Consider the following 14,232-nt stretch of genomic DNA (forward strand, 5'->3'; position numbering starts at 1 on the left):
AGATGGAGATTTAAATAATTTCCATCTTTTTTAGTAAAAAACTAGCATTCATATTTTCACAGATTCCTTTTTTAAAAGTGTAGTCGAAGAAAAGTTCATTATTAACGATTTCTGCATCAAAATAATAGTTCTTTACTTCTTTTAGTTCGTTTTGTATTTCACATAAACTTAAATCGTGGGTTGCAATAATTCCGGTAGCTTTAGAACCAACTAATTTTTCAACAAACTTTTTAGAGCCGATAGCTTTATCTGTACTATTTGTTCCTTTTAAAATTTCATCTAAAATGATAAAATAAGAAGTAGTTTCGATTTGATCTACAATAAATTTCAATCGAGTTAATTCTGAGAAAAAATAAGAACTATCATCAGTTAAAGAATCACTTGTACGCATACTTGTAATTAATTTTATAGGAGAATATTTACAAGAAGAAGCACAAACAGGTAAACCAATATTTGCCATAACAATATTTAAAGATACGGTGCGTAAAAAAGTACTTTTTCCAGCCATATTTGCACCAGTAATAATAAAAAATTGCTCTCTGTTGATTAAAATATCATTATCTATTCTTTTTTCTTTTTTTAATAAAGGATGTCCTAAATTTTTCGTGTTTAGTATAGTCGCATTATTACTTAATACCGGATAAGTATATTCTGGATGATTGAAAGCAAAGTTTCCTAAGCTATTATAAGCATCGAAAAAAGTAACAGCTTCGAACCAGTTTTCTACCGTGTTTTTATAATTCGCAATCCACTTTTCAATTCGTAAAGTGTTTTTTATATCAAGTAAAAAGAATCCGTTCCCTAAAATAGCAACAAGAATGTTATTTCTATTATCAAGTGCATCTAAAGCACTAGTAAAAGCTGAAAAAATTAGTGAAGCTTTTTTTGTTTCAGATTGAATGTTTAATTGTTTTTCTTTTAACAAAGTACTTGTAAATGATTCGTTTTCTATTTTATTCAGTAAAAACGAATATTGACGAAATGTGTCTTTTATCTGATCTGAATTTTGAGATACAGTATTTATTTTCTTTAAATAACGACCAGTAATTCCCAATCCCAAAGACATCCAGATGAGTACTAATGTAGAACTTATATAGTTTAAATACACTGCAATAAACAAGCTTACAGATAGTGTTGAAAAGACTATAGAAATCCATTCCATTTGAGAAGGAATAAAAGAGGTATAGCTCTTAAGCCATTGAATAATATTTTTTGCAGAAGTTTCTACTTTAATTAAACTCGAAATAGCTTGATAGTTTTGACGCCATTTTGGTTTAGATGCTAGTTCTTTTATAGCCTGCTGACGTGTATCTATATGAGTTATATTATTTGCTTTTAAAATGTCAGCTAGTTTTAGCGTACTTTCTTTAATATTTGTTCTATTTATAAATTGAAAGAATGAACCTACGCCAAATAAATCTATATCTAAACTATAATAGTGTTTTGGATCTTGAAACTCTATACCAGTTTTTTTATCATGAAATGCCCTAGATAAGATATCTAATTCTTCTTTATTAATGTTTAATAAAGCATTTGTTAAATCTTTTTTTCTCTTAAGTTTAATGTGTTTTAACAATAAAAAAATAAATACTATTATTCCAATAATAGTTATTAGAATAATAGTTCTCCACTTATTAAAAGAAGTATATATACCAAAACAAGTTATTAAAAACACTAATAATCTTAACATACTTAAATTAGTTGCAGATTTGTTCAATATACTAATAAGTTGTTGGTGTTTTTCTACTTGTTTTTGATAGAAATTTTTAGGAGTATCCATACACAATTATTATAATAATAAAGAAACAAAAAACCCAAGACTATAGTCTTGGGTTTTTTATATAGATAATATTATTTTATCCTTTTAAACTTGCTTTTAAGAATTCAGTGTTCATACGAGCAATGTTTTCTAAAGAAATTCCTTTCGGGCATTCTACTTCACAAGCTCCTGTGTTAGTACAGTTACCAAATCCTTCTTCATCCATTTGTTTCACCATGTTTAATACACGATCTGTAGCTTCTACTTGTCCTTGCGGTAATAAGGCGAACTGAGAAACTTTAGCAGAAACATATAACATTGCAGATGAGTTCTTACAAGTAGCAACACAAGCTCCACAACCAATACAAGTAGCTGCATCGAAAGCTTTATCTGCATTTTCCTTATTTACAGGAATAGCATTTGCATCTTGAGTATTACCAGAAGTATTTACAGAAATAAACCCACCAGCATGTTGAACTCTATCAAAAGCAGATCTGTCAACAACTAAATCTTTAATTACTGGGAATGCTTTAGCTCTAAATGGTTCGATATAAATTGTATCACCATCTTTGAATTTTCGCATGTGTAATTGACAAGTTGTTACACCTCTATCTGGTCCGTGAGCTTCACCATTAATATATAAAGAACACATTCCACAAATTCCTTCACGACAATCATGATCAAAAGCTACAGGCTCATCACCAGTTTCGATTAATTGTGTGTTTAAAACATCTAACATTTCAAGGAAAGACATATCTGGCGACACATCGCTGATACTATAATCAACCATTTTTCCTTTATCGCTAGCGCCTTTCTGACGCCAAATTTTTAACGTTAACTTCATAATTCTTTCCTTATTTGTATGAACGTTGTTTTAATTCAATATCGTTAAACTCTAACTCTTCTTTGTGTAAAACAGCATCTTTAGGTTCACCTTTGTATTCCCAGGCAGCTACATAAGCAAATTCTTTATCATTTCGTAAAGCTTCACCTTTTTGAGGGCCGTCTAATTCAACAGATTCTTCACGGAAGTGACCTCCACAAGATTCTGTTCTGTTTAAAGCATCTTTAGCAAATAACTCTCCTAATTCTAAGAAGTCAGCTACTCTTCCAGCTTTTGCTAATTCTTCATTAAATTCATTTGCTCCACCAGGAACTCTAACATCACTGTAAAATTCAGCTCTTAAAGCAGAAATTTCTTCGATAGCTTCTTTTAAACCTTGTTCGTTACGAGACATTCCCACTTTGTTCCACATTATTTTTCCTAAACGTTTGTGGAAATAATCAACAGATTTTGTTCCGTTATTGTTAACAAATTTGTCAATTGTAGCACGAACACTCTTTTCTGCCTCATCGAATTCAGGAGTTTCCGTAGAAATTGGTCCTGTACGAATATCATCAGCTAAATAATCACCAATTGTGTATGGTAATACGAAATAACCATCAGCTAAACCTTGCATTAATGCAGAAGCTCCTAAACGGTTGGCTCCGTGATCAGAGAAGTTAGCCTCTCCAATAGCATATAATCCAGGAACAGTTGTCATTAAGTTATAATCAACCCAAATTCCACCCATTGTATAGTGAACCGCAGGGTAAATCATCATTGGAGTTTCATATGGATTCTCATCAACGATTTTCTCATACATTTGGAATAAGTTTCCGTACTTATTCTTTACAACTTCCTGTCCTAATTTTTTAACTAAAGCAGCATCGTTTACATTTAAACCTTTAATTGTCGCTTGCTCTTTTCCGTAACGTTCAATTGCTGAAGCGAAATCTAAATAAACAGCTTCACCAGTTGCGTTAACTCCAAAACCAGCATCACAACGCTCTTTAGCAGCACGAGATGCAACATCACGCGGAACTAAGTTACCAAATGCAGGGTAACGACGCTCTAAGTAATAATCTCTATTTTCTTCAGCGATTTGTGTAGGTTTTAAACTTCCTTCACGAATTGCTTTTACATCTTCCATTTTCTTTGGAACCCAAATACGACCATCATTACGCAATGACTCTGACATTAACGTTAATTTAGATTGATGATCTCCTGATACAGGAATACAAGTTGGGTGAATTTGTGTGTAACAAGGATTTGCAAAGTAAGCTCCTTTTTTATGAGCTTTCCAAGCAGCTGTTACGTTACTTCCCATTGCATTCGTAGATAAGAAGAATACGTTACCGTAACCTCCAGTTCCCAATACAACAGCGTGAGCAGAATGACGCTCAATTTCTCCAGTAACTAAGTTACGAGCAATAATACCACGAGCTTTTCCATCAACAATTACAACGTCTAACATTTCGTGACGGTTGTACATTTTGATTTTCCCACGACCGATTTGACGGTTCATAGCAGAATATGCTCCTAATAATAATTGTTGTCCTGTTTGTCCTTTTGCGTAGAAAGTTCTTGATACAAGTACACCTCCAAAAGAACGGTTATCTAATAATCCACCATAATCACGAGCAAAAGGTACACCTTGAGCCACACATTGGTCGATAATATTTGCAGATACCTCAGCTAAACGATAAACGTTTGCTTCACGAGAACGGTAGTCTCCACCTTTTACAGTATCGTAAAATAATCTGTAGGTAGAATCACCATCTCCTTGATAGTTTTTTGCTGCGTTAATTCCTCCTTGTGCAGCAATAGAGTGTGCACGACGTGGAGAATCTTGAAAACAAAATGCTTTTACGTTATATCCTAACTCAGCTAAAGTTGCAGCAGCAGAACCTCCTGCTAAACCTGTTCCAACCACAATCACGTCTATTAAACGTTTGTTCGCTGGGTTAACTAAGTTGATTTTATTTTTATGATTAGTCCATTTATCAGCAATAGGACCTTTTGGTGTTTTAGAATCTAAAGTTGCCATACTTAAATTGTATTAGTGGTGATTGAAATGGTGAACTAAAGCAATGATGATAAACCCTAATGGTATACCAATTGCATAAACTTTACTAAACGTCTTCAATCCTTTAGTATATTTATTATTTGCTCCTACTGATTGAAAAGCAGAGTTAAAACCATGTAATAAGTGTAATGCTAAAAACACAAAAGAAAGCACATATACACCTACTCTGATAGGATTTTCAAACATGTGAACTACATGAGTATAAAAATCTTTACCAACTTGGCTTTTTCCATCTATATATTTTTCAACCATTTCAGGAACCCAAAAATCATTTAAATGGAATATTACAAAACCTAATATTGCTAAACCACTCCAAATCATGTTTCTACTCATCCAAGTAGAGTTTGCAGCACCATTGTTTTTAGCATATTTTACTGTACGAGCACTTTTGTTTTTAATTTCTAGCACAAATCCCATTACAAAATGGAAAATAACACCAAACATTAAAACAGGTTGCAATAAATATTGCACAGCCCAGAAATTACCCATAAAATATGAAGCTTCATTAAAAGCATTAGGGCTAAAAACCGATAAAATGTTGATCACAAAGTGTTGTAGTAAAAAAACCATTAGAAAGAGTGCCGAAAGTGCCATGGCAAACTTTCTTCCTATAGAAGATTTTAATAATCCGCTCATTATTTTTAATTGTTGAATGAAATAATTACTAGCAAAGTTAAGACCTAAGTAGTATTTGTACAAGGATTAAATATTCTTTTGTTTTATATTTAGAATGGGTTTAAATAGAAGGTGTGTGAATTTAATGAAATTACAGTTTTTGGTTTTTTGCACTCAAACTACAAAGTAGATAATTGAAAAAAATAAAGAAAATGCTCCTTTTTATTTTTTTTTGTTCATTTCTTCTTGTAATAATACAATTTGAGTTTCTAGGTCATGAAGACGATCATAAACATCTACTGGCTCAGGCATTTGTTTTGATGCATACATAGTAACATACCAAACTTCCATAACCTCGCCAGCGTTTATGGTGTAAGTTGGATAGTTTCCTTTTTTATTGTCACTTTTTAAAATGAGTTTCCCTCTCTCTTTAATTCTATTTATTACTCGTTTTAAAACAATTCCATCGTTTTTACTAACAATAACATACACTCTACCGTCTTTAATGTCTTGTAAATCTTCAACATATTGACCAAAAACTAAGTCGCCATCAAAAAAAGTATGAACCATTGAGTTTCCTTGAACTTCAAAGCAACGGAAAGAACCATGGCGTAGGTGTGGCATATTAAAAGAAGGTAGGTTTTGAATATATTCAGAATCACCATAACCATTTAAGTATCCAGCACGCGCTTGTGTGGGAACAAAAATAATATTTTCATCTCCAGAAGAATTAGTGGCTACAACTTTTGGAGTTCCGCTATAATTATTATTTGGAACATCGTCATATAACATAATATCGCTTTTACCAAACAAATAATCAGGGTTAATATTAAATTCATTGATAATAGATGTTAATACATCGTAACCAGGTTTGGTTTTTTTACGACTACCATCTGGTTGTGGGCGACCATTTACAATACTATCAACAGTTGTTCCTGTTACACCAATTCTCTTAGAAAACGACAAATTATTTAATTTGTGAAAATCCCTTATCTCTGCTATTTTTTTTGAAATGTCCATTTTTTATTTTATAACATATGATTAAAAACAAAAACATTTGTTTTTAATGTAAAATGTTTGTATTTTTGTGCTGTGTTTAAATGCAAATATAATAAAACTTAAACATATGTGATAAAATTGCTAATTCTTTAGAGGTGTTAATTTGCTATAATTCATTTTTTTAATACTTCTGTTTTTAAATTTCACACAACCTATTTTACTGATTTAAACTTTATAGACTTGTTGTTTTGCTGTTAAATAAGCAGAAACAAAAAGGTAACATGTGCTTTTTGAAAGTTTAAAAATTATTTAAAAAATATATTTATATGGAAAAAAAACCGATTACATCAAGCTTATTTAAGTTTGTAACATTGCGTTCGCCTCAGTTGGCAGATGAAAGAAAAAAAGAATTGTTATTTGTATCATATCCTGAAGAAAAAGAAACAGAAAGTTTAGCACATAGATCGGTTTCAGGGTTAAGTTTAGTACAAGAAAAAGAAAGGGCAGAAGCTTTAGCTAATGCATATACTATTGAGAATTTCCAAGCAATTGAAAATAGACAGCAACTAAGGAAAAATTACGGGAAACTATATGATTTTTCAAGTTGGTTAATGCGTAATAAAAACTATTTTACAGCTAAAAGTATTGCTGAAAATTTAGATGTAATTCTTTATAATGGAAATTCAAGCCCAGAAGAAATTTTAACTATAGAAAATGCATTGCTTTTAAAAGAGGAGGACGAGGTTTTATTATGGAACAATTTATTTTATCAAACGATTCATAAAGTTTCAACTCCAGTTCGTGAAGGTTTAATTCAAATGTTGATTGCTAATCATTTTTTAAAGGGTTATAATGAGTTTGTTGAGGGTTATGCGCAATCGAATATAATTGATGGTACAACTGTAAGAGAAACAGAATTTTTAGTAAATGAATCTACTGAAATTACTATAGAGTTTACAGAAGAACAAAAAAAAGAATTTGTTTTAAGAGCTAATGCAAGTGTAATTATACCTAAAGAAGTTTTATTTGCTCCAAAAAGTGAGATTGATTTAACGAGTAAAAATGGATTAACATCTATTCAATCAGATTTTTTAGATAAAACAGTTCTTGTAGAGCAAGCAAAATCTAGGTTAAAAGTTTATAATACAGCTTTATTAGAAGTACAAAGGGCAGAAATTGTATATAATAAAGAAGAGCAAAAGAAATATCAAGATGCTGTTGCTGCTTATGAACAAAAAATAGCAGAGGTTAATAATCAGCCAATAATAGATACTATAATAGATCCTGTAACTAATGAAGAATCAGTTGTAAAAATAATTAGAGATGTAAGTAATATATCTATAGATTATATTAAATCTGAAGAGATTATTAGGTTGGCAGATGGTGTTACCCCAACGGTTTTTCAATCTAAAATTTTAGAGCAACTTTCATCTGTTACTCAAGATTTAATTAACTCATTAGAGTTTTTAATTTACGATACATTTGCTGAGGTTAAAACAGCATTACAGGCTAAAATAAAAAGAGAAAAAGAAATTATTCTAACTAATACGCCTCAAGTTACTACTAATATTAACATTGGTGGAGAAACTGTTACTCAAAATGTTAGTAATAGAGAGTTGAAAATGAGTTATATAGGGTATGTTGATAGTGGTGTAAACGACCTTTTATCTTCTATAAAACTTTCTTTTTTTCTAAATAATACTAGTAATGTTACTGTTTTAGATGCGCAATATGCAATTACAAATAGTGATACTGGCGATATTGTTTATGATGGAAGATCTTTTAAGAACTTGTCAAGTACTACAAGTACTAAATTAGATGTAGAGTTGTTTTCAGAAAAGATAGGACTTAGAGCAGCAACATATAAAATGTATGGTGAACTTGCGTTAAGCGATGGTAGAATTATCGTTTTTGAAAATGATAGACATATTACAATTACTAGAGATGAAAACGGTTATTTAACTTCTAAAGGAATAGAAGGGCAATTTTCATTTAAAGGAGATTCTGATGTAAGTAATCCTGATAGCGGTAATCCTAGTAATGAAACTATTTATGGGGTTACCCAATTAGGTATTGCAGATTTTAGACGTGTAGAGCAGGAGGTTTGTTGTTATGTTCCAGGAGAAGTTTCTCATATAGAAAATGTTATGGCGCGTGAATATAAAGAGCGAACTACCCGTAACTTAACTTCTTCGGAAAGCATTACTGAAGAAAGTTATGAAAGAGAAGCAGAGGTATTAACGGATACTACTTCTACAGAGCGTAATGAATTACAGAGTGAAGCTTCTTCTATTGTAAATAAAGATAATGCTACAAATTTTGGTGCTAATGCGAGTGTGACTGGCGATATTTTTGGAGGAAAATTTTCTGCAGGAACTAGTTTTAATTCATCGTCAAGTAATTCATCATCTGATTCTAATTTACAAGCACAAACATATGCACAGGAAGTTACAGAACGTGCTTTAGAACGTGTTGTAGAAAAAGTAAGTAAAAAACGTACAAGTAGAATTTTAAAAGAGTACGAAGAAAATATTACCCATGGTTATGATAATAGAAAAGGAGATGAGCATGTAACAGGAGTGTACCGCTGGGTAGATGTTATTTATAAGAACAAGTTGGTAAATTATGGTAAGCGTTTAATGTATGAATTTACAATACCAGAGCCTGCTAAATATTATATTAGTTCTTATATAAAAAGAGAAAAGAATACAGATAAAATAAGTAATAAATTAATTGTACCTAAAAAACCAATTCATCCAATAGAACTTAAAATAGAAGGAGTTATTAATAATGGTTTATTTGGTGCTTCGATTTTAACAGAGGATAATTATCAACGTATAGCTGCAGAATATAATGCAGAGGTTAATCCTGTACCTCAGTTAAGTTTAAGAGCGACAAAAGGTTTTGGGTCAAATTTTAATAAAGGAGGTATAGAAGTAGGGTTCTTAACTAGTGAAACAGGGGAAATTGATATTCCTGAAGGTTATGAAGTTAATGAATCTTATGCAAGTGTTGATTATCATTTTCATAAAGATGAACGCGAATACCCAGGTTTCTCTATTCATGTAGGGGGTAAAAGTTTTGGTAAGTTTTTTTCAGCATCACATCCAAATTTAAATTCATCAGATTTTGATGGGATTGCTTTTAAAAAAGATGATATTGTTTTCACAGATTTAGGAGGTGTTCAGAATAAATTAGGGGTTGCTTTTGAATCTTATGATACAGGGACTATTGCTATTTCTATTTCTGCAGTTTGTACAAGAACTGATGAATATTATCAAAAATGGCAAAATGAAACCTTTAATGCAATTATGGAGGCTTACTATGATCGTGTACAAGAGTATAATGATTTCCAACAAAGCCAAGAAGTTGCTCCTGAAGAAAAAGAAAGACAACGAGAATTTAGCTCACAATTAAATCGTAGCATTGAAAAACAAGAGTTAAAACGAATTGCTATTGATTTAATCACGGCTCCTTTTAAAGATAAGTTTACGGTAAGCCAAAGTCATTATGGAGCTGATAGTAAAACTGTTATAAAATCTGAAAAACTTAATAATCATGCTTCTGTGGTAAGATTCTTTGAGCAAGCTTTCGATTGGGAAATTATGGCATATACTTTTTATCCTTATTTCTATAAAAATCAGGATGATTGGGATGCTAATTTTGATTTCTTAGATGGTAATGATCCTATATTTAAAGCATTTTTACAGAGTGGTATGGCAAGAACAGTTGTGCCAGTTAAACAAGGTTTTGAGTATGCCGTGAACTGGTTTATGAATACTGGTGAATTGTGGGGTGGACAAGGAATGATAACTGATACAGAAGATGATCTGTATGTTTCTGTTGCAGAAGAAATGCTAGAACCTTCAGGGGTAGTTGAAGGAGAATCATGGCAAACTCGTGTACCTACAGCTTTAACTATTTTACAAGCAGATTCTGTTGTGTTAAAAGAAGGGGGGTTACCTTGTAATTCAGATTGTAAAGAACATAGTTTGTTTGATTCAAGTACTTATAAACTTGGAGATGGAAACTCAACTTCAGAGCCTTCTCCAGAAGGCGTAGATTTTGATATCGTTGGTGAAACTAATGATATAAGATAAAAACATTAAATTTTATTGTTATAGAATCAATACGGCCCTAAGTTTTTAGGGTCGTATTAAGCTTCAATATTTATTAAAAAGTAAAATACATGAGTAACAAATTTAAGTTTGCTGATAAATTTGATTTTACGCCTCCATTTGATTTTAAGACGCTTGAAGAACAAGAATTTGATGTTTTTAAAGAAAAAAGAATTTTAAATCAAAAATTAGTAAAAACCGGAATAATTTGGGTTGATGATGAAGTTGACTTTAAAAAAAAATTCGGTTTACTAAAAAACGACCCGAACAAATTTAGGGTTTTTATAGAGCTTAAAAAAGGAATAAAAAAGCAACAAGGACAATATGAAAAATTAAATGACTCCGGAATATTATTTAATGATTTTAGAAAGATTCACGGAGTTACATTAGGAGAAAACCTAGTAAAAGCTATAGAAAATGAAAATAAAAAGAAGAATACAGAGGTTATTATAAATGATCTGTTTAATTGGTTAAATGTTCGAAAACCTAGAGAAGAAGAAACGTATAATTTACTATACAAGTATATTCAAGATTTTGCGATAAATTATCCTTCTGAAATCTTTAAACCAGAAAAAGTTTATGAAGAGTTTTTTAAGTTGATGCAAGATTGTATCTCTTTAGGGGTAATTGGAATAAATGATATTGCTAAATATTTATCTGAAGAGGTTTTTAATGCGTTAGCTACGGAGATTAAAAAACTAAAACTAGAAGAAGTTAAATGGAATCCAGAAAGCAAAGACAAAGAAGGAAAATCTAATTATAATCCAATTTTCAAAGATTTTTCTAATGTTGAAGCAGGGATCACGGCGATTTTTGATCAATTAAGCTCTTTCAGTATCCAATCTACACAATATGACGAAGTAAATAGTATTATTGTTAGATTCGGAAATATAGCGAAACAAATTTTAGTGGTATTTAAAGATATTATTCTTGAGCCTCTAAAAGCTCTAAATGAATACATAAAAAAGAACAATGCTTTTATAGTAGGGTTCATTAACGGTTGTATCGATGTTCTTGCTGGTATTTTTGAAGGCTTCGGTTTTATAATTGGGTTATTTAACTATCGTAACTTAAAAGAATTTGTAAATGCTATTCAGCAGCTTGTTAAAAATTTTGATTGGTCAATTGTTAAAGGGTTTATCATAGGTGAGCTTCAAAAGTTATTTGCTTTCTGGGGTGAAGAAAACCAATACAAACAAGCGTATGAATTGGGGAAGTTTTTTCCAAAATTAATAGAAATAGCTATTAATATTGTATTAGGTTCTAAAACAGTAATTCTATCCGTAAAAAAAATAAATGAAACTCGTAAGGCACTATTTAAGCGTTTCAAAGAAGTAAGAAATATGTTGCTTTTTAAGATTGATAATAAAATCTTAAAAGAACTAAAAAAAGAAGGAATTTCTGTAAACGTAAGTTTCGATACAAACTTTCCTTTAAGTTCTGCTACACCTGGTATAGGTATACCTAAATTAGAAATTAAAAATAAAGAGTTTGAAGTTGTTTATAAAGGAATATCTATTAAAAAGTTTAACAATGAAAAAGAGCTTAATAGGTATTTGAAGAAAATGAAAAAGGATATTGATTTTGAAGCCGAAAGATTTAATGCTATTTTTAAAGATTTCTTAGGAGCAATGAAATGGAGAGTAAGAAGGACACCTGGAGGGAGTAAAATAGAATTAATTGATGAAGATAAAGATATTGTTCTTTTTAGAACTGAAAATGAAATAGGTATTGAAAAGTATATTAAATATTCTAAATTGACACCTGATGAGAAACAGGATTTATTAGAGAAAATGTATGCCAAGGTTAAAGGAAATGTTGGTAAATCCTATAAAAAAGAAGAGTCTGTTAAAAAATTAAGAGAACTAGGTTATGATTTAGATATTCCTATTTCAAAGTTCGAATTAGGTAAGAGTAATGGTGTTACGCCTGATTTTTCTGTAATGGGAGAAAGTATGTTTTCGTTAGAGGGTAAGTTAGGTAATGGCGACTATTATAAAATTAAAGGTTATAGTTTAGAAGATATTAATAGTGCTTTTGACAAAATTAAAAAAGTTAAAGGTATTGTCAAGGTTAATATTACGAGTGATAGAACTCCTGATTTTTCTAACTGTTGGATAGAACTAGGTATTGAGCCATCCTTAGGAACTCTTATAAATAGTAAATTGAAATTAACTTGGCATCATATGGATGACTTAGATTCTGATTTGAAAAGCTCTTTACAATTAGTTATTAGAGAGGTTCATGAGCAAACCACCCAACATATGGGCAGTCATAAACAACTAAAAGAGATTTTAAATTTGGTAAAATAACTGATATTATGAATAATATAAAATTCGAAGCAGAAGGAAATGATTTAACTAGAGAGGAATTAATTGAATTAGAAAATTTGTATTCCGTGAAGCTACCTGAGAGTTATAAAAACTTTATGCTAAAAAGTAACGGTATGAATCCGTTAGGAGAATATTTTTTTAAACCAGAAATATGGGAGGAGGAATTATATTTTGAGTATTTGTTACCAATCAAATATGGGAAATATAATGTTGAAAGAGCTAATATTGGAGGTTTAGATGATTTCCCTAATGGTCATTTATCTATTGGACATGTTCAGGGAGGAACAATATCTTTGTCTGTGAAAAAAGACGATTATGGTAGTATTCATGTTTATTATTCAGATGGAGAAATGCATAAGTTGGCGGATTCTTTTACGGAATTTTTGGAAGGGTTAAAAGAATTGTAAGTAACATATATTAATTGTAAAGCTGCCCTACAAGTTTTTGTGGGGTAGTTTTTTGTGTAAAAATATTTTTTAAGTTGGATAAAGTTTGTTTAGAGAGTGTTGTAAAAAAAGAAAAGTGCCTTTTAAAGTAACAAACAAATAGAGGAGCTTCTGAAATTAATTGATTAATAAATGATGAAATTTAAAAAAAGAGAAGAAAAATTGATTTCTGAATCGGAGATTTTGAATTTAGAGTTGGAATATGGTATCTCATTACCGGAAGATTACAAAGAAAAAATATTAGAGATGAATGGTTTTTCATCTACGGTTGACTTATACTTTAAGCCGGAAGAATGGGATGACGAGATAGAGTTTTTTTATGTTTTTTCAATTAAATACGGTTCAAGTACTTTTGAAAAATATAACACAAAAGATGGTTTAAATGATTATCCAGAAGGGAAAATTTCTATTGGGAGGTCAAGAACAGGTAATTTTTCTATGTCTGTAAAAAAAGATGATTACGGGAGTATTTATGTTTATTATTCAGATGGAGAAATGCATAAGTTAGCTAGTTCTTTTTCAGAGTTCCTAGAAGGGTTGAAAGAATTGTAAATAACGTATATTAATTGTAAAGCTGCCCTACAAGTTTTTGTGGGGTAGTTTTTTGTGTAAAAAAGATGCGTTTTTTAAGTTGGATAAAGTTGATTTTTGGAGAAGTTTATCAAAAAAACAACACATATAGTTAATGATAATCAAAGTGAAATTATTGAAGATTTAGTTCATTCAGGAGGTTTTAATGTTTATGATAATTTCATTCCTGCTTTTGATAAAACAGATGAAATTGTTAAAAAATTTATAAAAGGAGTGGTTGATGATAGGGGTAAATCAAGGCAAAATGATAGTGAGTTTAAGTATATATACCATTTTATTAAAAACTATATGAATACATCAGATAAATTCATCATTGAAACTAAGAATATTTATTATGCTTGTAATTCTTGTCAAAGAGAATTGTTGATTTTAAAAGAGTTTTTAAAAAACTAAAGGAAAGAAAATAAAATTAATAGTTAACAGTGATGAAACTATAAAAAATGGCCAAAATCTATTTGATAA

10 protein-coding genes are annotated in these 14,232 nt (G+C 30.5%); 5 read left to right on the top strand and 5 right to left on the bottom strand.

Annotated elements, in window-relative coordinates; translation table 11 throughout:
* Positions 1 to 10: 10 nt before the first annotated feature.
* From AC2TEO_RS11185 to AC2TEO_RS11205, 5 genes are all read right to left on the bottom strand, one after another.
* A complete protein-coding gene (locus tag AC2TEO_RS11185) occupies positions 11 to 1,780 on the bottom strand; it encodes a MutS-related protein (protein WP_442264905.1) in 1,770 nt (589 codons plus the stop codon).
* 76 nt (positions 1,781 to 1,856) lie between these two features.
* Positions 1,857 to 2,603 carry a succinate dehydrogenase/fumarate reductase iron-sulfur subunit gene (locus AC2TEO_RS11190; protein WP_442264906.1) on the bottom strand — a complete coding sequence of 249 codons (747 nt, stop codon included), beginning with the start codon at positions 2,601 to 2,603 and terminating at the stop codon, positions 1,857 to 1,859.
* A 10-nt stretch (positions 2,604 to 2,613) separates the two neighbouring features.
* A complete protein-coding gene (locus AC2TEO_RS11195) occupies positions 2,614 to 4,629 on the bottom strand; it encodes a fumarate reductase/succinate dehydrogenase flavoprotein subunit (RefSeq protein ID WP_442264907.1) in 2,016 nt (671 codons plus the stop codon).
* A 12-nt stretch (positions 4,630 to 4,641) separates the two neighbouring features.
* Positions 4,642 to 5,304, bottom strand: a complete 663-nt coding sequence (locus AC2TEO_RS11200) for a succinate dehydrogenase cytochrome b subunit (protein ID WP_442264908.1) — start codon at positions 5,302 to 5,304, stop codon at positions 4,642 to 4,644.
* Between the two features lie 201 nt (positions 5,305 to 5,505).
* A complete protein-coding gene (locus tag AC2TEO_RS11205) occupies positions 5,506 to 6,303 on the bottom strand; it encodes an XRE family transcriptional regulator (protein ID WP_442264909.1) in 798 nt (265 codons plus the stop codon).
* Between the two features lie 305 nt (positions 6,304 to 6,608).
* On the opposite strand from AC2TEO_RS11205, the gene AC2TEO_RS11210 reads away from it, so the two are divergent.
* The 5 genes from AC2TEO_RS11210 to AC2TEO_RS11230 all read left to right on the top strand — a co-directional run bounded on the left by AC2TEO_RS11210 (position 6,609) and on the right by AC2TEO_RS11230 (position 14,163).
* On the top strand, positions 6,609 to 10,382 hold the full coding sequence (locus AC2TEO_RS11210; RefSeq protein ID WP_442264910.1) for a hypothetical protein: 3,774 nt from the start codon (positions 6,609 to 6,611) through the stop codon (positions 10,380 to 10,382).
* Between the two features lie 89 nt (positions 10,383 to 10,471).
* Complete coding sequence (locus tag AC2TEO_RS11215; protein WP_442264911.1) at positions 10,472 to 12,712, top strand: HNH endonuclease; 2,241 nt, start codon at positions 10,472 to 10,474, stop codon at positions 12,710 to 12,712.
* Positions 12,713 to 12,720: 8 nt separating this feature from the next.
* Positions 12,721 to 13,140, top strand: coding sequence for an SMI1/KNR4 family protein (locus AC2TEO_RS11220; RefSeq protein WP_442264912.1), 420 nt, complete (start codon positions 12,721 to 12,723; stop codon positions 13,138 to 13,140).
* 171 nt (positions 13,141 to 13,311) lie between these two features.
* Entirely contained in the window at positions 13,312 to 13,731 is a 420-nt protein-coding gene (locus AC2TEO_RS11225) for an SMI1/KNR4 family protein (protein WP_442264913.1), read from the top strand.
* Positions 13,732 to 13,827: 96 nt separating this feature from the next.
* Positions 13,828 to 14,163: a hypothetical protein gene (locus AC2TEO_RS11230; RefSeq protein WP_442264914.1), complete on the top strand. Its 336-nt coding sequence runs from the start codon at positions 13,828 to 13,830 to the stop codon at positions 14,161 to 14,163.
* Positions 14,164 to 14,232 lie beyond the last annotated feature (69 nt).

Source organism: Tenacibaculum aquaeponti (genome assembly GCF_057221555.1).